At 74.6% G+C, this 23,888-nt stretch carries 15 protein-coding genes; 2 read left to right on the plus strand and 13 right to left on the minus strand.

Features of this window, described 5'->3' with window-relative positions:
• From QM792_RS15390 to QM792_RS15440, 11 genes are all read right to left on the minus strand, one after another.
• The gene (locus tag QM792_RS15390) at nt 1-1,920 is read right to left on the minus strand and encodes a TonB-dependent receptor (RefSeq protein WP_415150980.1); all 1,920 of its coding nucleotides are present in this window, start codon (nt 1,918-1,920) and stop codon (nt 1-3) included.
• A gap of 84 nt (nt 1,921-2,004) precedes the next feature.
• Nucleotides 2,005-2,334 (minus strand): hypothetical protein, encoded by a 330-nt coding sequence (locus QM792_RS15395; RefSeq protein ID WP_415150981.1) that lies wholly within the window; start codon nt 2,332-2,334, stop codon nt 2,005-2,007.
• A complete protein-coding gene (msrA, locus tag QM792_RS15400; protein WP_415150982.1) occupies nt 2,331-2,870 on the minus strand; it encodes a peptide-methionine (S)-S-oxide reductase MsrA in 540 nt (179 codons plus the stop codon). The genes QM792_RS15395 and msrA overlap by 4 nt, the downstream gene beginning before the upstream one ends.
• An 11-nt stretch (nt 2,871-2,881) precedes the next feature.
• Nucleotides 2,882-5,002, minus strand: coding sequence for a TonB-dependent receptor family protein (locus QM792_RS15405; protein WP_415150983.1), 2,121 nt, complete (start codon nt 5,000-5,002; stop codon nt 2,882-2,884).
• A gap of 12 nt (nt 5,003-5,014) precedes the next feature.
• On the minus strand, nt 5,015-7,168 hold the full coding sequence (mdoH, locus tag QM792_RS15410) for a glucans biosynthesis glucosyltransferase MdoH (protein ID WP_415150984.1): 2,154 nt from the start codon (nt 7,166-7,168) through the stop codon (nt 5,015-5,017).
• Nucleotides 7,165-8,715, minus strand: a complete 1,551-nt coding sequence (locus QM792_RS15415; RefSeq protein WP_415150985.1) for a glucan biosynthesis protein G — start codon at nt 8,713-8,715, stop codon at nt 7,165-7,167. The genes mdoH and QM792_RS15415 overlap by 4 nt, the downstream gene beginning before the upstream one ends.
• Nucleotides 8,716-8,932: 217 nt before the next feature.
• Entirely contained in the window at nt 8,933-10,303 is a 1,371-nt protein-coding gene (locus QM792_RS15420; protein WP_415150986.1) for a sigma 54-interacting transcriptional regulator, read from the minus strand.
• A 14-nt stretch (nt 10,304-10,317) separates the two neighbouring features.
• Nucleotides 10,318-10,923: a hypothetical protein gene (locus tag QM792_RS15425; protein WP_415150987.1), complete on the minus strand. Its 606-nt coding sequence runs from the start codon at nt 10,921-10,923 to the stop codon at nt 10,318-10,320.
• Complete coding sequence (locus QM792_RS15430) at nt 10,913-12,334, minus strand: sensor histidine kinase (protein ID WP_415150988.1); 1,422 nt, start codon at nt 12,332-12,334, stop codon at nt 10,913-10,915. Before QM792_RS15430 ends, QM792_RS15425 begins: the two co-directional genes overlap by 11 nt.
• Before the next feature lie 33 nt (nt 12,335-12,367).
• A complete protein-coding gene (locus tag QM792_RS15435; RefSeq protein WP_415150989.1) occupies nt 12,368-15,328 on the minus strand; it encodes a Calx-beta domain-containing protein in 2,961 nt (986 codons plus the stop codon).
• On the minus strand, nt 15,325-16,683 hold the full coding sequence (locus tag QM792_RS15440) for an FAD-dependent oxidoreductase (RefSeq protein ID WP_415150990.1): 1,359 nt from the start codon (nt 16,681-16,683) through the stop codon (nt 15,325-15,327). Before QM792_RS15440 ends, QM792_RS15435 begins: the two co-directional genes overlap by 4 nt.
• A 139-nt stretch (nt 16,684-16,822) precedes the next feature.
• Here QM792_RS15440 and QM792_RS15445 point away from each other — a divergent pair, with 139 nt between their 5' ends.
• Nucleotides 16,823-20,086, plus strand: coding sequence for a BTAD domain-containing putative transcriptional regulator (locus QM792_RS15445; protein WP_415150991.1), 3,264 nt, complete (start codon nt 16,823-16,825; stop codon nt 20,084-20,086).
• Here the strand turns inward: QM792_RS15445 and QM792_RS15450 are convergent.
• A complete protein-coding gene (locus QM792_RS15450) occupies nt 20,061-20,375 on the minus strand; it encodes a c-type cytochrome (RefSeq protein WP_415150992.1) in 315 nt (104 codons plus the stop codon). The two genes, QM792_RS15445 and QM792_RS15450, sit on opposite strands and share 26 nt — an antisense overlap.
• Nucleotides 20,376-20,392: 17 nt before the next feature.
• Nucleotides 20,393-21,682: a PQQ-dependent sugar dehydrogenase gene (locus QM792_RS15455; protein ID WP_415150993.1), complete on the minus strand. Its 1,290-nt coding sequence runs from the start codon at nt 21,680-21,682 to the stop codon at nt 20,393-20,395.
• A 294-nt stretch (nt 21,683-21,976) separates the two neighbouring features.
• On the opposite strand from QM792_RS15455, the gene QM792_RS15460 reads away from it, so the two are divergent.
• Nucleotides 21,977-23,887 (plus strand): sigma-54-dependent Fis family transcriptional regulator, encoded by a 1,911-nt coding sequence (locus QM792_RS15460; RefSeq protein ID WP_415150994.1) that lies wholly within the window; start codon nt 21,977-21,979, stop codon nt 23,885-23,887.
• The last annotated feature ends 1 nt before the right edge of the window (nt 23,888 follow it).

Here is a 23,888-nt window from a genome sequence, read left to right on the forward strand (position 1 = left end):
TCAGAAGTTCACGCGCAGCCCGGCGCTCAGGGCGCGACCCGGCAGTGGCGCCAGATCGCGCACCGTGGCGATGCTCGCCGCGTTGCGCGCCAGCACGTTGCCGACGTTGCCGAGCTTGACGAAAGCGAGCCCCCAGTCGAAACGGTGCGCGGCCGAGAGGTCGAGCAGCGTGTAGCCCGGCGTGGCAGTGTCGGTGGCCGGCACGCGGCTTTGCCGCTGCACGCCGGTCAGCGCCGCCGCCAGCGTCCACGGCCCGTGCAGCGCCTGCACGCCCAGGCGCAGCCGCGCCGGCGCGATGCGCGCCAGCGGCTCGTTGCGGGCCAGGTCGTCGCCGCGCACGAGGTCGAGCTGCGCATCCAGGTCGAAGGCCCAGGCGTCGGCCGCGATGCGGTGCCTGGCCTGCGCCTCGATGCCGCGCAGCCGCGCGCGCGTGGCGCGGAACTCGTACTCGGGCAGGTCTTCGACCACTGCGCCGCTGGCGGCCAGCGTCACGTAGCGCGAGAAGCGCGCGTCGAACACGCCCAGGCGCGCCTCGCTCGCGCCATCGCTCCAGCGCAGCGCCGCGTCGATGTTGCGGCCGCGTTCGGTGCGCAGGCCCGGGTCGCCGCGCTCGTAGGCCGCGGTGGCGACGTGCACGCCGTCGGCGTACAGCTCGAAGGAGGTCGGCGCGCGCTCGCTGTGCGCCAGCGAGGCGGTGAAGCTCCAGTTCGGCGCGAACTTCCACAGGTTGGCGATCGAGCCGCTGGCCAGCGTGAAGCGGCGCGCCGGGGTGCTGTCGTCGGCCAGGGCCACCTGCACGCGCTCGGCGCGCGCGCCGAAGCTCAGCGTGCCCAGCGGCCAGGGCGTCTCCTCGAACACGAAGGCCGCGGCGCGGCGCGTGAGGGTCGAAGGCACGAAGGCCTCCTCGCCGAGCGCCGAGAAGTCGCTGCGCTCCCACTGCGCGCCCAGCACGCCGCGCAGCGTGCCCAGCGGCGCGTGCGTGGCCTCGACGCGCGCCTCGCTGCCGCGCGTGGCGAAGGTGGTGCCGACCTCGCCGTCCTCGATCTCCTGGTGTTCGTACACCGTGCGGCCGAAACGCGCGCGCACGCTCTCCAGCACGCCGGGCAGCTCGCGCCATTCGCCTTCGAGCGCGAGGTGGTCGCGCTTCATGTCGACGGTCACGTCGGGCTCGACGACGATGCCGTAGCGGTTCTCGTAGCGGTCCAGCGCGAGGCCGACGTGGCCGCTGCCGAACACGTAGGACGCGCCCAGCGCGCCGCCGCGCGCGCGCGAGCCGGAGTTGTCCACGCGGCCGCCGGGCACGCGCAGGTCGTCGGTCTCGCGCGCGAAGGCGTCGGCGTGCAGCGCCCAGCGGCCGTCGCCGGTCTCGACCAGCGCGGCTCCGCCGCGTTCGCGCGCCGCGCCGCCCAGGCGCACTTCGGCCGCGCCGCCGGGCTGCGTCAGCGCCGTCTTCGGGATGCGGTTGTCGATGGCGTTGACCACGCCGCCGATCGCGCTGCCGCCGTACAGCAGCGCCGCCGGGCCGCGCAGCACCTCGATGCGTTCGACCGCCAGCGGGTCGATGGGCACCGCGTGGTCGTTGCTCAGCGTGGATGCATCGAAGGATGCACTGGCGTTGCTCAGCACGCGCACGCGCTCGCCGTCCAGGCCGCGCAGCATCGGCCGGTTCGCGTTCGGGCCGAACCAGCTCGTCGAGACGCCGGGCTGGTCGGCCAGCGTCTCGGCCAGCGAGCTGCCGCGGCGCAGCACCAGGCCGTCGCCGGCCAGCACCGAGGCGGGCTGCGCGGGTTCGTCGGAGCGCAAGGGGTTGCCGGTGACGATCACCGTGTCGAGTTGCTGCGCGTTCTGCGCCTGCGCGGCGGACGCGAGCGTGGCCAGAGCCAGGGCGGCACGCAGCCGCCAGGAGAAGGAGGAGGACATGAACGGGCTTTCATCGCATGAAGTCGAACAGCGCCGCGCCGCCGGCGCGAAGCCGGCGGCGCGGTCGGGTGGCTTGGGGGGACTTCAGGCCCGGGGCGGGCCGCGTGCGAGAAAACCGGCCGCCTGCGGCGCGAAGCGGCCGGCGGGCAGTTGCGCGTCCGGGTGACCGGGCAGCGAGGGGCCGTCGAACGCGGCCGGCGCGCCGAAGGCGATGTCGGCATGCGCCAACTGGTCGAACAACTGGCACTGCGCGTCGCCCTCGTCGTGGCCGGCGAAGGATCCGGCGGCCGCACCGGCGCGGGCCTGCGCGTGCGCATGCACGACGCCGTGCCACAGGCCGACGGCCTGCAGCATCAGCATCGCCGCCGCGATCAGCGGCAGCGCGATGCGGCGAAGGCCTTGCCGGCGGCTCATGCCTCGCGCACCCGGTTCGCGAAGGTCCGGCGGAACTTCTCCACCTTGGGCGTGACGACGAAGGCGCAGTAGCCCTGCCCCGGGTGGTTGGCGAAGTAGTGCTGGTGGTAGTCCTCGGCGCGCCAGTAGTGGCGCTCCGGCTCGATCTCGGTGACGACGCGCCCGCCGAGCGTGGCATTCAGCTCGGCCACGACCTCGCGCGCGATGCGCTCCTGCGCGGCGTCGTGCACATAGATGCCCGAGCGGTACTGCGTGCCCACGTCGTTGCCCTGCCGGTTCGGCGTGGTCGGGTCGTGGACGACGAAAAAGATCTCCAGCAGCTCGCGCAGCGTGACCTGCGCCGGATCGAAGCGCACGCGCACCACCTCGGCGCAGCCGGTGTCGCCGCCGCACACCTGCTCGTAGCTCGGCCGGCTGGCCTGGCCGTTGGCGTAGCCCGACTCGACGCCGGCCACGCCGCGCACGCGCTCGTACACCGCTTCCAGGCACCAGAAGCAGCCGCCGCCGAGGGTGATGGTCTCCAATGCCGGGCTCATGGCCCGACACCTTAACGGAATTCGTACTTGGCCGTGAACGAGGCGATCCAATTCCGCGGCAGCGCGGGTTCGAAGAAGCGGCCGTTGCCGTCGTTGACGATCACCGAGCCGGCGTAGCGCTTGTCGGCGGCGTTCTCCAGGCGCAGCAACTGGGCGAAGGTCCAGTTGCCCACGCTCTGGGCGAAGCCGGTGCGCAGGTTCACCACCGTGGCGGCCGGCGCGGCGTCGCCGTTGGCGTCGTTGACGTAGAGCTTGCCCACGTGCACCGCCTCCAGCGCGGCGTTGAAGCCGCCCCAGGCCGCCTTGGGCGTCCAGGCCAGTTCGGCGAAGGCGCTGCGCTCGGGCGTGCCGGGCAGGCGGTTGCCGGCCGGGATGGTGACGGCGGCCGCGCCGCTGCCGCTGACGAAGGGATCTTCGAAGCGCGCGCGCAGCGCGGTCAGGCTCAGCGTGGCGCGCAGCGTCTCGGCCCACTGGCCGGTGTACATGAACTCGGCGCCGCGCCGGCTGGTGCGCCCGGCGTTCTTGAAGGTGGTGCGGCCGCCGAGGTTGGTGTCGGTGACGATCTCGTCGCGCGTGGCGATGTCGAACAGCGCCATGTCGACGCGGTGCCCGGCCGCCGGCTTCCACTTCGCGCCGATCTCGGCGTGGCGGCTGCGCGAGGCCTTCAGCTCGGTGTTCAGCCCGGTCAGCCCGCCGGCGCGGTACGACAGCTCGGTGAAGGTCGGCGTCTCGAAGCCGCGCCCGGCGTTGGCGTACAGGTGCAGCTCGGTGCTGGCGCGCCAGGTCAGGCCCAGCACCGGGTTGGTGGCGCGGTAGTCGACGCCGCCGCTGTCGTCGGGGTTGGCGGCGGTGATGAAGCGGTCGTCGCTCTCGAACTTCACGGCGCTGCGGCGCACGCCGGCGGTGGCGGTCAGCGAGGCCAGCAGGTCGACGCCGGCCTGCGCGTACACGTCGGTGCTGCGCACGGTGTTCAGCTCGTCGCGCTTGAGCGCGCCCTGCACGCCGGCGTTGTTGACGTAGCCCTGGCGGTCTTCCTTGCTGCGGTCGTGCTCCAGGCCGGCGGTCAGGCGCAGCAGGCGAGCGTCGGCCAGCCTGACCTCGTGCGCGAGCTGCACGCCCAGGCCCATGAAGGTGCGCGAGAAGTCGACCGTGCCGCCCGAACCGGTGGGCGAGGTCTGCGCCGGCGCGGTCGGCGGCACCGAGAGCTTGTTGTAGAGGCTGCGGTCGCCGGCGTACAGGCGCGTGCTCAGCGAGGTCGCGTCGCCGAGCCGGCGCTCGTAGACGGCGCCGATCTGCTGCTGGCCGACCACCTTGCTGGCGTCCTGCGACTTGACGATCGCCGCCGCCTGGCGCGGGTTGGCCTGCCAGTCGGCGCGCGTCAGGCCGGCCGGGTCCTTGGACAGCGGCTGGTCGTAGGAATTCGCCACCAGGCTGATGCTGGAATCCGCGTCGATCGCGCGCTGCCACTTGGCGTTGAACTGCGTGCGCTCGGCGGCGGCCTGCTCGCGCCAGCCGCTGGTGGCGAAGCGCATCGCGTCGATCACCACGCTGTCGCGCTCGCCGTTGTGGCCGAACTTGATGGCCTCGCGGTTCTGGTTCCACCGGCCCAGGGCCAGGCCGGCGGTGACGGTGGGCACGCTCGCGTCGGTGCCGCTGAACACCTGCACCACGCCGCCGGCGGCGTTGCCGTAGAGCTGCGCCAGCGGACCGCGCAGCACCTCGATGCGCTGCGCCGAGCCGAGCGCGATGGCCGAGGCCTGGCCCTGGCCGTCGGGCATGGTCGCCGGGATGCCGTCGACGATCAGCCGCACGCCGCGGATGCCGAAGGTCGAGCGCGAGCCGAAGCCGCGGATCGAGAGCTGCAGGTCCTGCGCGTAGTTCTGCCGGTTCAGCACGCTGATGCCGGGCACGCGGTTGAGCGCTTCCGACAGGTTGACCTGCATGCCGCCGCTGTCGATGACGTCGCGGCCGATCGCGGTGATCGCCGCCGGCGCGTCGAAGCTGCTCTGGCGCGTGCGCTCGGCGCTGACGACCACCGGGTCGAGTTCGGTGACGGAGGGCGTCTGCGCCGCGGCCGGAAAGGCCGCGGCCAGCGACAGGGTGAGGGTGGACAGGGCGGCGGGCTGTTTCATGAGCCCGCGAGGCTACGCAAAGGCCGGGTGCGCCGCGACGGGGTTTGTGGTTAGAGATTTTCTGGAGGCGGCGAGCTGGTCGCGCAGCGCCACCATGCTCTGCGGCTCGGCCAGCAGGCGCAGCCGGTCGGCGCGGCCGAGCCGCACGGTGTCGCGCTCGACCAGCCCGGCCACCAGCAGCCGCCGCGCGCGGCCGCGACTGCCCCAGGCGGTGTCGCGCGCGCCGGGCGCCTGGCGCACCACCTCGAACAGCCAGGGGTCGGTGAGCGTGTCCAGCCAGCCCGGCGCGGGCGCGGCGCGGCGCGCGAACTGCCAGGCCTGGCGCAGCACGCGCGGCGCGCAGTGCTCCTCGGGCGTCATCAGCAGGCGATGCGCCAGCGCGCGGCAGCCCAGCGAGGCGCGGCTGGTCCACACGACGAAGGGCACCGCCAGCGCGATCGGCAGCACCACCGGCGCGAGCCACAGCGCGGCGCGCGGCTCGATCAGCGCCAGCGAGGCCAGCAGCGCCAGCGCGAACACCGACAGCGGGCCGAAGCGGCGCAGCGCCTCGCCCCAGGCGATGTCGCTGGCCTCGCGCGGCGGCGACTTCCATTCCAGCTTCAGCCCGGTCAGCGCGCCCAGCACGAACAGGCTGTGCGCCACCATGCGCACCGGCGCGCTGAGCACCGACAGCGCCGCCTCGACCAGCGCGCCGCGCAGCAGCGCCGCGCGGCCGCCGTACTGGCGCTCGGCGCCGGTCAGCAGCAGCGCGGCCACGCCGGCCACGCGCGGCAGTGCCAGCATCGCCAGGGTGGCCAGCCACAGCGCCGCGGCGCCGGGCGGCACGCTGCCCGGCACGCCGGCCACGGCCGCGCCGCCGGTCAGCCACAGCGCCGAGCCGAACAGCAGGAAGGCCAGCCACAGCGGCGCCGACAGGTAGGCCATCGCGCCGGTGAGCAGCATCGCGCGGTGCACGCCGTGCAGGCCCGGCTCGGTCACCAGGCGCGCGTTCTGCAGGTTGCCCTGGCACCAGCGGCGGTCGCGCTGCAGTTCGTCGAGCAGGTTGGCCGGCTGCTGCTCGTAGCTGCCCTCGATGTCGTCGACCAGCCAGACGTGCCAGCCGGCGCGGCGCATCAGCGCGGCCTCGACGAAGTCGTGCGAGAGGATCTCGCCGGAGAGCCCGCCGCGCCCGGGCAGCAGCGCCAGCGCGCAGTGCTTCATGAAGGGCTCGACGCGGATGATCGCGTTGTGCCCCCAGTAGTGCGACTCGCCGAGCTGCCACCAGCGCATGCCGGCGCTGAACAGCCGCCCGGTGACGCGCCCGGCGAACTGCTGCGCGCGCGCGTGCAGCGTGCTGACGCCGCAGGCGCGCGGCGCGCTCTGCACGATGCCGGCGTCGGGGTGGGCCTCCATCAGCCGCACCATCGCGACCAGCGCGTCGCCGCTCATCACGCTGTCGGCGTCGAGCACCACCATGTAGCGGTAGTTGCGGCCCCAGCGGCGGCAGAAGTCGGCCACGTTGCCCGACTTGCGCCGCGTGCGCCGGGTGCGCCAGCGGTAGTGCACACGCGCGCCCTCGCCCAGCGCGTCGCGCAGCTCGGCCCAGGCGGCCAGCTCGGCGGCGCGCAGGCCGGGGTCGTTGGTGTCGGACAGCACGTAGACGTCGAACAGGCTGGCCACGCCGGTGGCCGCCAGCGACTCGCAGCTCGCGCGCAGGCCGCCGAACACCGCCGCGACGTTCTCGTTGCAGATCGGCATGACGATCGCGGTGCGCGCGTCCACGCTCAGCGGCGCATGGCCGGCGCCGCGCGCGGTGAGCGCGTGCGGGTCGCCGCGCCACAGCACCCAGGCGCCCATCATCGCGGTGGCGAAGCCGGCCGCCACCCAGGCGAACAGCAGCGCGAACAGCAGCACCTGCGCGATGCGCAGCGCCGCCGGGCCGCCCTCGGGCAGCGTATGCAGCAGCAAGGCGGTGGCGGCCACGGCGCTGCCGACGACGATCGCCGTCAGCACCGCGCGCCGGCGCGCCGCGGCGCGCTGCCACGGTTGCATGGCGCCGCGCTGGGCGGGCGGTTCGGCGCGGCCGGCGAGCAGGTCGAGCAGCCCGGCGAAGAAGCCGCGCCACGGGCGCGCCACCATCGGGCCGCGCCGCAGCGGCGGCATGCTGCAACCGCAGCCGGCGTTCATTCGGGAGGAAGAATGCTGGTCCATGTCTCGGTCAGCGCATCGGCGCCATGGCGGAGGAAGGCGCGCAGCTCGAGCGGCTGCGCGGGCGAAGAACGGTCCACGCGCAGCGTCATGCGCCAGCGGCCGTTGACCGGGTTGCGGTAGGCGTGCGCCTCGACCAGGCGCGCGCCGGGGCCGACGTCGGCCACCGCCTCGACGGCGGCGGCCTCGGGCAGCGCGCGCAGCGCCGGGCCGTCGAAGTCGACGATGAACTGCACCTCGCCGGGCGGCGGCGGCGGCGCGCGGAAGCCCTGGCCGCGGCGCGACTGCACCACCCAGCCCGAAGGCGGCCGCGCCTGCCGCTCGCCCTGCCACGACAGGCGGTAGGCGAACTCCAGCGGCCGGCCCGGCTGCGGCGCGCGCGCGCCGACCCAGTAGGCGACGATGTTGTCCTCGGTCTCGTCGGGCGTGGGCAGTTGCAGCAGCTCGACGCGCCCCGGCCCCCAGTCGCCCAGCGGCTCGACCCAGGCGCTCGGGCGGCGCTCGTACTGCGCCTCCACGTCTTCATAGCTGGCGTAGGCGCGGTCGCGCTGCATCAGGCCGAAGCCGCCCAGCGAACCGAGTGCGAACGAGGTCACCAGCGGCCGCTTCGGGTTGACCAGCGGGCGCCACAGCCATTCGCCGCGGCCGCTGAGCACCGACAGGCCGTCGGAGTCGTGCACCTCGGGGCGGAAGTCGCGCTCGCGCGGCTGGTTCTCGCCGTGCTGGAACATGCTGGTCAGCGGCGCCAGGCCGAGCGTGGCCACGCCGTCGCGCAGGAAGAGCCGCGCGCGCACCTCCATCACGGTGCTCTCGCCGGGGCGCAGCTCGAAGCGGTAGGCGCCGGCGGCGCGCGGCGATTCGAGCAGCGCGTGGATCACCAGTGCCGTCGCATCGCGCGCCGGTCGCTCGATCCAGAACTCGGTGAAGCGCGGGAACTCCTCGCCCTTGCCGGGCGGTGCGCCCACGGTGTCGATCGCCAGGCCGCGCGCCGACAGCCCGTAGTGCTGGCCGCGCCCGAGCGCGCGCAGGTAGCTCGCGCCGAGGAACACCAGCAGCTCGTCCTTGTAGCCCGAGGCACTTGCGTTGAGATCGGCGTGCACACGAAAGCCCGCGAAGCCGAGGTCGCCCCAGCGCTGCGGCGACAGGCGGTTGCGGCCGTAGTCGAAGTCGGCGCGGTCGAAGGCGACGCGGCGCACGCCCTGCGGCGTGACCTCGTTGATCGCCACCGGCTGGGTCTGGAACTTGCCGAGGTGGAAGAACTGCAGCTCGAAGGGCAGGCCCTGGCCGCGCCACAGCGCGCGCTCGGGGCGGAAGCGGATGTCGCGGTAGCCGTCGTAGTCCAGCGCCTTCAGCTCGGCCGGCAGCACGAAGGCCGGCGCGCGCCAGGGTTCGCGCGCAAGCTGTTCGGCGCGCCGCGCCACGTCGTCGAACCCGAAGGCGAAGGCCGGCGCGACGGCCAGCGCGAGGCACGTCGCGGCGAGGCGACGCGCAAGGCGTTCAGCGGCGAGGTGAGACAGATCGGGCACGAGGCGGCGGGCGGTTCGTGCGGCACGACGGTGCCGCTTGCTCCATGCCCTGGGGCAATCCCCGTGCCGTGCCGGATTTTTCCTTGTGCATCAAGCACTTGCGCCGTGCCACCGGGCCTGGCGGCGCCAGATTGCCGCGGTGCAGCACAAAAAGCGTCGCCGCACGGCGACAGGCGGCCCGCGCCCCGCCGCGCCAATGCCCGGCAAAGCCTGGGTTTCAGCCCTGTCGCTCGTCGGCGACAGGCCCCTCGCCGCGGAACGCGCCGGGCGTCAGGCCGTGCTTCTGCAGCAGGCGGTAGAACTCGGTGCGGTTGCGCTCGGCCAGGCGCGCGGCGTCGGCCACGTTGCCGTCGGTCAGCTTGAGCAGGCCGACGAGGTAGTCGCGCTCGAAGCGCTCGCGCGCCGCCGCCAGGCTCAGCACCTCCATGCCCGGCACGCGCAGCGCGCGCTGCACCAGCGACAGCGGCACCAGCGGCGTGGCGGCCAGCGCGCACACCTGCTCGACCACGTTGTGGAGCTGGCGCACGTTGCCCGGCCAGGGCGCGGTGGCCAGCGCCTTCATCGCGTCGGGCGCGAAGCCGTTCAGGCGCTTGCCGTACTTGCGCGCCAGGCTCGCCATGAAGTGGTTGGCCAGCAGCGCGATGTCCTCGCGCCGCTCGGCCAGCGTCGGCAGGCGCAGCGACACCACGTTGAGCCGGTAGTACAGGTCTTCGCGGAACTGGCCCTGCGCCATCGCCGCGTCGAGGTCGCGGTGCGTGGCCGAGAGGATGCGCAGGTCCACCGGCACCGCCTGCGTCGCGCCCACCGGCCGCACGCTGCGTTCCTGCAGCACGCGCAGCAGCTTGGCCTGCAGGGCCGGCGGCATGTCGCCGATCTCGTCGAGGAACAGCGTGCCGCCGTCGGCCGCCACGCACAGCCCGGTGTGGTGGGCCAGCGCGCCGGTGAAGGCGCCCTTGACGTGGCCGAACAGCTCGGACTCCAGCAGCGCCTCGGGGATCGCCGCGCAGTTCACCGCGATGAAGGGCGCGGCGCGGCGCGGGCTGGCGCGGTGGATGGCGGTGGCCAGCAGCTCCTTGCCGGTGCCGCTGTCGCCGCCGATCAGCACGCTCGCGTCGGAGCGCGCCACCAGCTTCGCCTCGGCCAGCAGCTCGGCCATGCGGTTGGAGTGGCTGACGATGTCGCGCCGCCAGGCGTCGTCGGGCTCGTCGCGCGCGCCGGCCGGCACCGCCACGGCTAGCGCCTGCGCGATCTTGTCGAGCAGCTCCTTGCCGTCGAAGGGTTTGGTGAGGTAGCCGAACACGCCGCGCGCGGTGGCCTCCACCGCGTCGGGAATGGTGCCGTGCGCCGTCAGCAGGATCACCGGCAGCGCCGGGTGGCGGGCGTGGATCTCGTCGAACAGCGCCAGGCCGTCGCGGCCGGGCAGGCGCACGTCGCTGACCACCAGTTGCGGCCGCGCCTGCGCGAGCTGCGCCAGCGCCGCCTCGGCCGACTCCACCGCGATGACGCGGTAGCCGGCCGCCGACAGCCGCATCGACAGCAGCTTGAGCAGGTCGCGGTCGTCGTCGACGAGCAGCAGGCTGGCCGGCATGGCGGGTATCGCGTTCAGGGCCGCGGCGCCGACGCGCCCGGCGCGGCCGGCGCCGGGGCGCGGTTGTTCAGGCTGCGTTCGATGGCCTTGAGCGCCTCCAGCTTCTCGTTGAGCTGCTGCACGTTGCGCTGGCTCTCGCGAAGCTGCGCGCCCTGGCGTTCGAGCAGTTCCTCGAGCCGGCGCTGCTCGGCGATGCGCGCGTGCAGCAGCCGCGCCAGCGCCTGCCAGGGCTGCTGCTCGGGCGTCGGGTTGCGCGCGATCGGCTCCACCAGCCCGAGCGCGCGCTGCGTGTCGGCGCCGTTGCGCGTCTGCGCCAGCGCCAGCGCCAGTTCCAGCGCCACCGCCGGCGCGTTGCCCGAGGCGGCCAGGGCGGCGTTCTGGCGCGCCAGCTCGGTGGCCAGCTCGGCGTTGGCCAGCGGCCGCAACTGCTCGTGGTAGGCCAGCAGGCGGCGCGCCGCGTCGTCGGCGGGCGTCAGCGGGCCGCCCGCCGTGGCGCAGGGCGCGGGCCGCGGGCAGGCCGGCGCGGCCTGCACCGCCGGCGGCGGCGGCGCGTGCATGCAGCCCGCCAGCAGCAGCGCGCCCATCGAAGCCAAGTGCGGAGCCAGACGTCTATCGGTCATGGGGAAGTTCGATGTGGAAATGCGCCCCCGGCCCTTCGGCCAGCAGCTCGATGCGCCCGCCGTGCGCGGTGACGACCTCGTGCACGATCGACAGCCCGAGGCCGCTGCCGCGCGGCGCGTCGGCCGGTTGCAGCTCGCCGCGGTAGAACGGCTCGAAGACGCGCGCCCGGTCGGCCGCCGCGACGCCGGGGCCCTCGTCGACGATGTCGATGACGGCGCGGCCGCCGTGGCGCGCGATGCGCCAGCGGATCGTAGCGCGCGGCGGGCTGAAACGGATCGCGTTGGACAAGAGGTTACCGAGCGCGATGCCGAGCTTGTCGGCGTCGACCTCGGCCACCAGCGCCTCGCCCTCGATGTGCACCTCGATCTGGCGCGCGCGCCATTGCAGGCGCTGGCGCTGCACGCACTCGGCCACCAGCGCCTTCAGGTCGGCGCGGCGCCGCACCAGCGTGCGCGCCTCGAAGGCGGCGGCGTTGAAGCGCAGCAGCCCCTCGATCTGCGCCTGCAGCACCGCGGTGTTGTCGCGCAGGATGCGCGCCACCTCGCGCTGCCCCTCGCTGAGCGCGCCGGCCACGCCCTCCTCCAGCAGCGCCACGCCCTCGCGCAGCGCGGCCAGCGGCGTCTTCAGCTCGTGCGAGACGTGGCGCAGGAAGCGCGACTTGTCGGCATCCAGCTCGAGCAGGCGCAGCCGCAGCCATTCGAGGCGGCGGCCGAGCGCGCGCACGTCCACCGGGCCGGCGATGCCGATCGGCTCGTCGAGGCGGTTCTCGCCGAGCCGCTCCACCGCCGCCTCGAGCCGGCGCAGCGGACGCGCCAGCCAGATCCCGAAACCGAATGCGAGCAGCACCGCCACCACGATCGCGGCGAACATCTGCCGCCCGAGCCGCGCGCGGCCGGCGTCCAGCTCGGCCAGCAGCGTGCGGTTGCGCGCCTCGGCGGCGCGGCGCGCCTGCTCGGCCACGCGCAGGCCCAGTTCGTCGAGGCCGCGAAAGGCCTGCGCCAGCGCGGCCTCGCGCGCCGGCAGCGTGGCCGCCTCGCCGCGCAACTGCGCGCGCACCTCGGCCAGCAGCTCGCTCCAGCGCGCGCGCTCGGCCTCGATCGGGCCTATGCCTTCGAGCTGCCGCAACGCCGCCTCGGCCTCGCGGGCGGCCTCGTCGAAGCGTTGGCGCAGGCCGGGGTCGTCGAGCACGAGGTACTGGCGCGCCGCGCGCTCCATCGCCACGCTGCGCTCGCCGAGCTGCTGCACCGCCGCCGTCTCGGCCGCCGCGGCGCGCGCGCCGGCGGCGCTGCTCAGCAGCAGCTCCTCGAGCGTGAACAGCCCGCGCAGCGCCGCGGCGCCGAGCAGCGCGGCGATCAGCAGGAAGGCCACCAGCAGCAGGTGGCGGAAGGAGAAGCGGTCGATCAGGGGCATCGCGGGCCGATTCTGCCCGCCGTGCCCACTTCGCTAAGGATGAAAGCGCGCCAGCCCGTAGCCGTCGACATTGCCGCGCGCCACGCCGCCGAGCACGATCCTGCCGTCGCCTTGCAGCGCCACGCCCTCGGCGCGGTCGGCGGCACCGAAGAAGTCGAGCGTTGCCAGCCCGCCGCTGCCGAAGCCGGTGTCCAGCGTGCCGTCGGCGTGGTAGCGCGCCAGCGCGAAGTTCGGGTTGATGGATCCGCTCACGCCGGCGGCGACGATGCGCCCGTCGCGCTGGATTACGAGCGCATGCACTGCGTCGCCGCCGTTGGCGTTGAGCGCCGTGTTCACCACGCCGCCGCTGCCGAAGCCGGCGTCGATGCTGCCGTCGGCGTTCAGGCGCATCAGCGCGAACTGCGTGGCCGGCGCCGCGCCGCTGCTGCCGGCCAGCACGATCCTGCCGTCGGATTGCAGCGCCAGGCCGTCGGCGAGGCGGCGGCCAGGCAGGCGCACGATGCCGCCGCTGCCGAAGCCCGCGTCGGGCACGCCGGCGGCGCTGTAGCGCACCAGGTAGGTGATGGGCGTCGCGGCCGCCGGGTCGGCACGGTCGTCGCCGCTGACGAGGATCGCGCCGTCGCCTTGCAGCGCCAGCTCGCGCGCGATGTCGCCGAGCGCGACGACGTTCGTCGTCACCTGCCCGCCGATGCCGAAGCCCGTGTCGAGGCGGCCGTCGGCATGAAAGCGCACCACCTTCAGCAGATCGACGGCATTCGCGTCGGTGCCGGCGGCGACGATGCGGCCGTCGGGCTGCAGCGCCAGCGCGAAGGCCTTGCCGGGCACGCTGCCGACCACCTTGCCGCCGGTGCCGAAGCTCGCGTCGAGCGTGCCGTCGGCGTGGTAGCGCGCCAGCGCGAAGCTCGGCGGCAGCTCGTTGCCGGCCTGGAAGCCGCTGCTCGCGGCGTAGCCCGCGACGACGATCTTGCCGTCGGGCTGGATCGCGACCGCCTGTGCCGCGCTGTCGACGATGTCGCCTTCGATCATCGCGGTGCTGACGCGGCCGGCGCTGCCGAAGCCCGCGTCGGGCTGGCCGTCGGCGTCGAAGCGCGCGAGCCGGAAGCCGGTCGTCGGGCGGCCGCCGGCCATCACGATGCGGCCGTCGGGCTGCAAGGCCATCGCGCTGCCGGCGCCGCCGAAGCCTTCGCTGCTCGCCTTGCCGTCGCTGCCGAAGGAGAGGTCCAGCCCGGTGGGCGGCGGCGGGGGCGGCGGGCCGTCGTCGTCGCCGATGGTCAGCACGGCGTTGCGCTGCGCGCCGAGCGCGGCGCAGCCGCCGGGCTGCGACAGCGCGAGCTGCACGGTCTTGTCCGGGCCGTCGAGTTGATCGGGCAGCACCGCCACGCCGACGCTCTTGCGGCCGAGTTCGCCGTCGGCGAAGAACACCGTCGCGCTCAGCGGCAGGTAGTCGACGCCGGCGCGCGCCGTGCCGTCGGCGGTGGCGAACGTGGCGCTCACCGCGCCTCGGCTGCCGCCGCTGCGCACGACGACGATCGCCGGTTCGGCGCCGGCCGCTTCGCTGGTGCTGAAAGCCGCAGCCTCGAACGAGAGCACGCCCGCCTCGGCATCGGGCCCCGGTCCGGGCACGCAGGCGGCCGGTTCGGCCAGAGGCTGCTCGGGCGGCGCGGGCAGCGCCGACACCGCCACCGGCTCCAGGCCGGCGTAGCTGATCGCGGTGCCGCCGGCTTCCTGCGGGTCGCGCAGCAGGGCGCGCCCGTACGAGCCCTGGCAATCGCCCAACCCGCCGCCGCCCTTGCGGTTCAGCGCGGTGGCGATGGCGTCGACGCGCAGCGTGAAGGTCTCGCCGACGGCCACCGACGACAGGTCGATGTGGCGCGTCAGCGGCTGTTTCAGCGCCAGCTGCGCATGCGTGCCCAGGCAGCCGCCGAGCAGGCTGGTGACGGGCTCGAAGACGAAGTCGCGCTCCAGGTTCCACAGCGGCGTGCGCGAGAAGCTCTCGTCCATCGCCGACGGGATCCAGTGCTGGTTGTCGCCGGCGATCGAAGCGTGACCCGCGCTGTAGAAGAAGTAGTCCGGCGCCGCCTCCTTGTAGGCGCCCACCGATAGCAGCACGCTGCCCTTGACGAACAGGCTGTTCGAGCTGACGTGGGGGTTGAGGTCGCCCAGCTCGACGATGGCCCGCGTGACGGTGAAGCTCAGCGTCGCGTCGGCCGCGCGCTTGACGAAGCCCTGCGTCTGCTTGAGCCGGCTCACGCCGCCGATCGGGTCGGGTCCGCCCAGGCGCGCGAACGGCGCTTCGGCCCACACCTGGTAGGTGACGCCGCTGGCGCTGGAGGCGATGTTGGCGTCGGCGACGCCGTCGGCGGGCAGGGTCTGCGTCAGGCCGATGACGTCGTCGTCGAAAGGGTTGGAGCCGAAGCTGTGGAACACATCGAGGTCGCCCGCGGCGAGCGTGCCGCCGTCGACGATCACCTCGCCGAGCCCGCTGCCCGGCAGCACGCGGAACGACCATTCGCGCAGCGGCTCGCCGCGCTGCAAGGGCGGGATCACCACCTGCGCGAACGAGAAGCCGGTGATCGGCGCGCTGACGCCGGCGGTGCCGAACACGGCGCCTTCGACCGGCCGCCACTCGTTGTCGGCATCGGTCTTGTACAGCGCGGGCACGGCTCCGGCCGGCACTGCGGCGGCGTCGAAGGGCAGCGTCAGCGTGGCCGGCACGCTGAACGTGGTGCCGTGCGGCGTGAGGGCGAACATCGGTCCGAAGGCCGCCACGCCGGCAGGCAGCGCGGGCGCGCCGGCGGCGCTTTGGGTGATGGCGATCAGCGTCGCGGCGGTGAGCGCGCCGGGCGGAATCACCACCTGCGCGCCGCCCGGCCCGGCAACCGTGCCGCCGGCCGCGTCGATGGTGCTTGCCGGTGCATCGTCGCTGCCGCCGCCGCAGGCGGCGAGCGCAAGGATCAGCAGCGCTGCAAACAGTCGGTGGAGGGTGCCGTTCATGTTGCGCTCCCGGCAGGCAGGGTCCGCCACACGCGCCGCACGATCGCCGGCGCGAACAGGCTGTGCGGCGGCGCGAGCAGGTGCATCACCTTGACGAAGGCGAGCGCGACATCGGCGTCGTGCACCGCGGCGCGCTGCACGCGCGCGACGTGGCGGCCGATCAGCCGCGCCGGCCAGGGCCGCGCGCCGCCCACGCCGGGCAGCGCGAGGTCGGCGCCGACGGCGAGCTGCCACGGCGCATCGACGATGCGCGCCGCGGCCGCGAAGAAGCGCCTGGGCAGGCGGGCATCGCCTGCATCGCCGCGCGCCAGTGCGTCGCGCAGCGCCAGCGCCTCGCAGGCCGCCACCGTCATGCCCTGGCCATAGACCGGGTTGAAGCTGGCCAGCGCGTCGCCCAGCGCCACGAAGCCGGCAGGCAATCGCCGCAGCCGCTCGTAGCGCCAGCGCTGGCTGTGCGCGAAGGCGTAGCGCGCCGGCGCGGCGATGGCCTCGCCGCGCAGCGCCAGCGCTTCGATCTCGGCGTGCCCGATCGCCTGCGCACGCTGCGCCATCGCTTCCAGCGTCGGCTCGACGTGGTCGCCCGCGTAGCCGCCGACGCCGGCGATCCAGCGCTCGCGGCCCTCGTCGTCGGGCTCCATCGCGATCAGGATCGAGGGCCGCGGCAGCGCCGGCGTCGCGCAGCCGATCACCACCGCCAACGGCGGCGCGGCGCTGTCGCGGCGGAACACCGCGCTGGTATAGGCCAGGCCGATGGTCACGCGTTCCTCGGGCGGCGCGTCATAGCCCCCGTCGCGCAGCCAGAGCGGGCCGTGCGAGCCGCGCCCCGAACAGTCGACCACCAGTGTGCCGGCCAGCGACTGCGCTGTCCCGCCGTCGCGCGGCCGCCAGCGCACGCCGGCGACGCGGCCGCGGTCGTGCAGCAGCGCCTCCACCTCGGCGTCCTCGACGATGCAAACGCCGGCCAGCGCGCGCACGCGCCGGCGCAGCTCGGCTTCGAGCGCAAGCCGGCTGACCGCCAGCCCGTCGACGCCGGCGCTGCGGCGCGCGAAGCGCTCGCCGTTGGCATCGACCGCCGCCGCGGTGCCGATGTCGCCGGCCAGCGCGCCTCGCGCCACCAGCGCGTCGGCGAGGCCGGGGAACAGCGCCTCCAGCACCTGGCGCCCGCGCGCCAGCAGGCCGTGCGGCTGCAGCGCGTGCGGCGTGCCCTTGCGCGGCGCGGCGCGCTCTGGCAGTTCGTCGCGTTCGAGCAGCACCACGTCGGCAAAACGTTCGGCCAGCACGCGCGCGGCCAGCAATCCGGCGAGGCTGGCGCCGATGACGATGGCGCGCCCGCGCGGCGAGGGTATGGTGTTCATCGCGGTGGTCTCCTTCGGTTGAAGCGGGGTGGCGGGCGCCGCAGAATCTCGGGCGACGACCTGCCGGCAGCCTGGCCGGCGGGCGTGTTTGCAGCGTGTATCCCGCGTGTTTCGCGCGTGATCGCATCGGGAGTGCCGGTTGCAGGCTTTGCGCATCCATCTGCTCGGCCAGGGCCGCATCGAACTCGATGGCCAGGCGCTGACGCGCCTGCTCGCCCCCAAACAGCAGGCGCTGCTGTACCTGCTCGCCGCCGAAGACCGGCCCTGGCCGCGTGCGCGGCTGGCCACGCTGTTGTGGAGCGAAATCGACGAAGCCGCGGCGCGCGGCAACCTGCGCGGCGCGCTGTCGCGGCTGCGCCGCTGGCTGCCCGGCGTGCTGGCGGTGGATGCACACGAGGTGAGCCTGGCCGACCCGGCGGCGCTGGAAGTCGACCTGCGCGCACTGCGCCAGGCCCTCGACGCGGCGCTGCCGCAGGCGCAGCGCGTCGCCGCCGCGGCCGCCTGGCGCGGGCCGCTGCTCGACGGCTTCGAGATCGGCGGCGGCGCCGAAGGTTTCGAGGACTGGCTCGCCGCCACGCGACAGCGCGCGCGTGCCGACATCCTCGCGCTGCGCCACGACCTGCTGGCGCGCGCCGACGCCGCCGGCCGCGCGGACGAAGCGATCGAACACGCCCGCGCGCTGCTCGACGTCGACGACGCCGACGAGAACGCGCACATGGCGCTGATGCACCTGCTCGCCGCGCGCGGCCGGCGCAGCGCCGCGATCGCGCAGTACGAAGCCTGCAAGGCCGCGCTGCTGCAACGGCTCGGCGCGCGGCCCTCGGCGGCCTGTTATGCCTTGTACGTGGGCATTCACGCCGAGGCGTCGGCCGCTGCGCCGGCGCCGGCTGCGGCTCCCGCCGACGTGGCCGACACCACGCCGCTGTTCGGCCGCAGCGCCGAACTGGCGCTGATCGCGCAGCGCCTGGCCGACCCGGCCTGCCGCTGGTTGACGATCGTGGGCCCGGGCGGTGTCGGCAAGACGCGGCTGGCGCGCGCCGCTGCCGCGGCCTCGGCCGCGCAGTGGCGCCACGGCGTGCTGCTGCTCAGCGGGCTGGACGACGCCGGCGGCGCGCTGCGCGACGCGCAGACGCTGCAGCAGCAGGTGCTCTCGCGCACCGGCGCCGACCGGCTTGCGCCGGGCGCGCTGCTGCTGGTGCTCGACAACCTCGAGACGGTGCCGGCAGCGGAGCGCTTCGAGCCGCTGCTGCGCGCGCAGGCGCCGGGTGTGGCGGTGCTCGCCACCTCGCGCCGGCGCGTCGGCGGCGGGCGCGAGTGGCTGCTCGAACTCGATGGCCTGTCGCTCGCGCGCGGCGATGCGCAACAGCCCGCCTCCTCGCCCGCCGCACTGCTGTTCTGCGCCGCGGCGCGGCGGCTGCTGCCGGGCTTCGACGGCGCCGCCGAGGGCGAGGCCGTCGAGCGCATCTGCGCGCTGGCCGGCGGGCTTCCGCTGGCGCTGGAGATGGCCGCGCGCGGGGTCTACGCGGCCGGCACGCGCGCCGTCGCCGAGCGCCTCGCCGCCGGCGCGCCGCTGGGCGACGCCGACCGCGCCGCGCACGACCGCCACCGCAGCCTCGATGCGGTGATGGAGGATTCGTGGACGCTGCTGGCCGCGCCCGCGCGCCGCGCCGCATTGCGCCTCGCGCAGTTGCCCGCCGCCTTCGACGCCGAGCTGGCCGGCGCCGCCGGCGCGCCGCCCGAGGCACTGGCCAGCCTGCGCGAGAACGGCTGGCTGCGCTGCGACGAGGGCCATGACGGCCATGGCGGCGCAGGCCGCTGGACCATGCACACGCTGCAGCAGGCCTGGCTGCGCCGCCGCGCCGACGCCGCGCCGGCGGCCGAGGTAATGCGCGGCGTGCTCTCCTGGCTGGGCGAGCGCCTGCCCGCTGCGCTGCCGACCGACGCCGCCGCGGCCTCACCGCCGCTGCTGGCCGCCGCCGCGCAGCAGCTCGTCGCCGATGCCTCGCCCGACGCGCTGGCGCGCTGGATCGACGCCGCCGCCGCGCTGCTGCAGCGCGCCGGCCGCCAGAGCGAAGCCGCGGCATTGGTCGCCACCGCCTTGCAGCGCGTCGATCTGCCGCGCTGGCGCGTCGCCGGCTGGCGGATGCGGCGCGCCGAGCTGCTCGACGGCGACGGCGCGGCCACCGCGGCGCAGCGCGAGCGGCTGCAGGCTTTCGTCGCGCTCGGGTTGCCCGACCTGGCCGACGACGGTACCCGCTGGCGCGACGTGCTGCGCGCCGCCCTGCGATTGCGCCGGCACCTCGACTGGCCGCCGCCCGGCCCCGCGCGCGAGGCCTTCGGCACGCAGTTGGTGTGGGCGAGCACGCTCGCCGCCAACGCCTTCAGCTTCCTGCCCGAGCCGGCGCTGGCGCTGCGTTTCGGCGCGCTGGCCGCGGCCGCCGGCCAGGCCGCGCAGGCGCCGGCCTCGCTGCGCCAGCTCAACGCCGGATGGGGCGCCGCCAGCCTGGGTCGCGCCGCGCTGGCGCGCCGGCTCGCGCGGCCGGTGCTGCAAGGGCGCGCGCCGGCGCAGCCGCACGAGCCGCGCCTGGCGGCGCTGCTCGGCAGCGGCCGCTGCGCGCTGCGCATCGCGCTGGGCGCGTGGGACGGCGTCGCCGCCGAACTCGATGTGCTGGTCGTGCAATGGCAGCATCTGCGTGCCGGCCGGCAGGAGATGGAAGCACGTTCGCTGGCCGCCAAGCTGGCGTTCTACGAAGGCCGATTGCCCGAGGCCTGGGAGCGCTTCGCGCAGATGAGCGAGCTGGCGCTGCAGCGCCCGGGCGAATCGTGGCGCGCCTGGGGGCCGATCGGCCAGTGCGAGGCCGGCCTGTGCCTGGGCACGCTGGACGACACGCAGTTGCAAGCGCTGTTCGAACGCGCCGCGCAACTGCTGTTCGAGATGGAGAACGTCGACGCCGCCTACGTGCTGCGCCGCCACGGCCTCGCGGCGCGGCTGGCCTGGCGGCGCGGCGACGGCGCAGCGGCCGCGCAGGCCGTGCGCGCCGGCGCCGCCGCGGCCGCGCGCTCGCGCCTGTTCGGCTTCTGGGCGCACGAGGGGCTGGCGGGCCTGGCCGAGGTGCTGCTGAACCTGCGCGGCGAAGCGGCATCGCCGCTGGCCGACGCGGCCGTGGCATTGCAGCATGCGCTCGATGCGCATGTGCGCCGCTTTCCGCCGGCGGCCTCGCTGCATGCGCGCTTCAACGGCACGCTGGCCCTGCTCGACGGGCACGCCGGTCGCGGCCGAGCCCTGCTCACGCGCGCCGTCGAGCTGGCGCAGCGCCAGGGTGCGCTGGTCGACCTGGCGCGCGCCCGCGAGTCGCTGGCGCGCGCCGGGCTCGGCCTCACGGCAGCGTCGCCGTCAGCCTGATCGAGTTGAACCACGCCGCGAGGTCGTCGATCTCCTCGTCGCTCAGGCCCTTGGCGATCACCCCCATCACCTCGTGCTGGCGCTTGCCGCTGCGAAAGGCGCGCAACTGCCGGGCGATGTAGCCCTCGGGCTCGCCGGCCAGGTTGGGCGTCTCCGGCGCCACGGCCAGGCCGTTGGCGCCGTGGCAGACGGCGCACGCCTGCGCCGCCTTCTGCCGCCCCGCCGCGGCGTCGCCGGCCTGCGCCGCGCTCGTCACCAGCGCGGCCCCGACCGGCAACACCAGCAGCATAGCCCGCAGCCCGCCCCTCACGGAGCCGCGTAGGTGATGCGGTAGATCGCGCCGGCGTAGTCGTCCGACACCAGCAGCGAGCCGTCCTTCATCACCGCCACGTCGACCGGGCGGCCGCGGTAGGTGCCGGTCTCGCCGTCGAGCCAGCCTTCGGCGAACACCGTGCTCTTGTCGGCCGTGCCGTCGGCCTTCAGCGAGACGAAGTTCACCAGGCCTCCGCTGGCCTTGGTGCGGTTCCACGAGCCGTGCGCGGCGACGAAGATGCCGCCCTGGTACGCCGCCGGGAACATCCTGCCGTTGTAGAAGGTCATGCCGAGCTGCGCCTGGTGCGCCGGGAATTCCACCTGCGGCTTGGTCCACTGCGCGGGCGGCTTCATGTCCTTCAGGTCGGGCGCGGCCGCGGTGCCGGCGATCTGCACGTTGTTGCCGTGGATGTACGGATAGCCGAAGTGCTCGCCGCCCGCCTTGGTGATGCGGTTCAGCTCGCCGGGGGGCGTGTCGTCGCCCATGCCGTCGGTCTGGTTGTCGGTGAACCAGACGGTCTTGTCCTTCGGGTTGATGTCCATGCCCACCGAGTTGCGCACGCCGCGCGCCACCACCTCGCGCTTGGAGCCGTCGAACGGGTCCATGCGCACCATGCCGCCGATGCCGAGCTGCTCGTACAGCGCCACCTTGTCCTTGGGCTGCACGTTGTAGGGCTGGCCGAGCGTGACGTAGAGCTTGCCGTCGTCGCTGACGCGGCAGGTGCGCGCGCCGTGGTTGTACGACTCCTCCTCCGGCGGCACCAGCTTGCCCTGGCCCACCACCTCGGCCACCGCGACGTCGGGGCCTTCGTAGAAGAACTCGGCGGCCGGGAAGTTCAGCACGCGGTTGTGCTCGACGACGATCAGGAAGCCGTCCCTGGTCCAGCACACGCCGTTCGGGTTGGTGAACTTCAGGCTCGGCGCGAAGGACTTCACCTCGTCGGCGATGCCGTCGGAGTTGCGGTCGGTGACGGCCCACACGGTGGTCTTGCGCGTGCCGACGAACAGCATGTTCGTGCTCGGCGCGACGGCCATGTGGCGCGCGTCGGGCACCACCGCGAACAGGTCGATCCTGAAGCCGGGCGGCAGCTTGATGCGCTTGAGGTTCTCGCGGATCGCCGCGGCGTTGCGGCCCTCCTGCGGCACCAGCGGAATGTTCAGGTCGGTGGTGGCGACCTTCATCTGCTTGAGCTTCTCGATGTTGGGCTGGGCCTGCGCCGGCGCGGCGAGGCACGCGGCGGCGGCCAGCGACACGAGGGCGGGACCGATCGTCGAACGGGGCATGTTTGTCTCCTGCGTCTTGTGTGGTCTTCATCGATGGCCGTCGCACGGCGTGCGCGGCGGCAGGTGGACTGCAACGGCCATGCCACTGCGGGCAGACCCTCATGCGGCGGACCGGCCGCCCTGCGCCCGCCCGGGCGGGCAGGCGCGCGATCTGTGCAGCAGCACGCCAACTGCACCGCGCCGCTGTGCAGGAACTGGTCACTTGCGGCACGCGGGGCGGTTTGTTAACTTGCGCCACCTCAAGCCATCAGCGACGGCCGCCGGCATGCACCGCGGCCGCACAGGAGACGAGTCATGGGACCGAACGAGGAACGTGCGCTGGCGCACGCGATGGCCGTGCGTTCGCGCGGCGCCGCGCTGCCGCCCGGCGGGCTGCCGCCGCCGGAGATCCTCGATAGCTGGGTGCGCTGCAGCCGCGCCGGGCTCGACCTGGCGTCGAACCGGCCGATCCGCGTGGTCGAGTCGGCCGACCTGGCGCGCCGCCGCGAGCAGGCCGAGGTGGTGCGCCGCCTCGCGCTGGCCGAGCTGGAGACGCTCACCCACCAGATCGCCGGCTCGAACTTCATGCTCGCCTTCGCCGACCCCGAGGGCGTGCTGCTCGACCAGTACGCCGACAACCGTTTCCTGACCAGCGGCTCGGCCAGCGACCTGATCACCGGCAGCCTGTGGGCCGAATCGCTGGCCGGCACCAACGGCCTGGGCACCGCGCTGGCCACCGGGCGGCCGGTGGCGGTCAACGGACTGGAGCACTACCTCTTCAAGTACGGCGACATCTCCTGCACCGCCGCGCCGATCCGCGACGCCTACGGGCAGGTGGTGGGCGCGCTCGACGCCTCCTCGTACTTCGAATCGCGCCAGCGCCACACGCAGGCGCTGGTGCAGATGTCGTGCACGCACATCGAGAAGCAGTTGCTGCTCTACCAGATGCGCGAGCGGCTGGTGCTGGCGGTACACCCGCGCGCCGAGTTCCTCGGCACGCTCAGCGCCGGGCTGCTCGCCTTCGACGCCGGCGGCCGGCTGCTGGCCTTCAACGCCCGCGCGCGCGACCTGCTCAGCGGGCTGGACGTGAACCCGGGCACGCCCTTCGAGCAGTTGTTCGACGCGCCTTACGAACTTTTCGTCGCCGGGCTGCACAGCGGCGGCGAGCGGCGCCTGCGCGACGCGCTGGGCAGCGAGCTGGTGGCCAGCTGCGTGCAGGCGCCGGCGCGCGCCATGCCGCGCGCGGCGCTGCCGCATGCCCCGCGCGCCGCCGCGCCGGTGGCGGAACCCGCACCCGCGCCCTCGCCCGCCCCGACCGCGCGCTCCTCGCGCCTGGTGGCCGACTTCGTCGCCGACGATGCGGCGGTGCGCGCCGCGCTCGACACCGTGGCCGCGGCGCTGCGCCTGAACGCGCCGCTCTTGATCCTCGGCGAAACCGGCACCGGCAAGGAGCTGCTGGCGCGCCATGCGCACCGCGCCAGCGGGCGCGGCGGCGCCTTCGTCGCGGTGAACTGCGGCGCGCTGCCGGCCGAGCTGTTCGAGGCCGAGCTGTTCGGCTACGTCGGCGGCGCCTTCACCGGCGCGCGCCGCGAGGGCAGCGCCGGGATGATCGCCAGCGCCGACGGCGGCACGCTGCTGCTCGACGAGATCGGCGAGCTGCCGCTGGCGATGCAGGCCGCGCTGCTGCGCCTGCTCGACGACTGGCGCGTGCGCCCAATCGGCGGCACCGCCGCGCGGCGCGTCGACGTGCAACTGCTCGCCGCCACGCACGTCGACCTGGAGCAGGCCGTGCGCGAGCGGCGCTTCCGCGCCGACCTGCTGCACCGGCTGGCCACCGTGCGCGTCGAACTGCCGCCGCTGCGCGCGCGCAGCGATTTCGCGGCGGTGGCGCGCTGCGTGCTCGAAGAGGTGCGGCGCGACGCCACGCTGAGCGAGGCCGCGATCGCCTGGCTGGCGCGCCACGACTGGAGCGGCAACATGCGCGAGCTGCGCGCGGTGCTGACGCGCGCGCTGCTGGCCTGCCCGCCCGGCGCGCTCGACATCGCCGACGTTCAGCGCGTGCTGCCGCTGGCCGCCGCCTCGCCCGAGACCCGTTCGGCGCTGGCGCGCGGCGCCTTCGAGCGCGTGGTCGACGAGTTCGAGCGCTGCGGCCGCAGCGTCAGCCGCACCTCGCGCAGCCTGGGCATCTCGCGCACCACGGTGTACCGCTACCTGCGCCAGCGCTGAA

The organism is Piscinibacter sp. (genome assembly GCF_047600445.1).
GTDB lineage: Bacteria > Pseudomonadota > Gammaproteobacteria > Burkholderiales > Burkholderiaceae_C > Piscinibacter.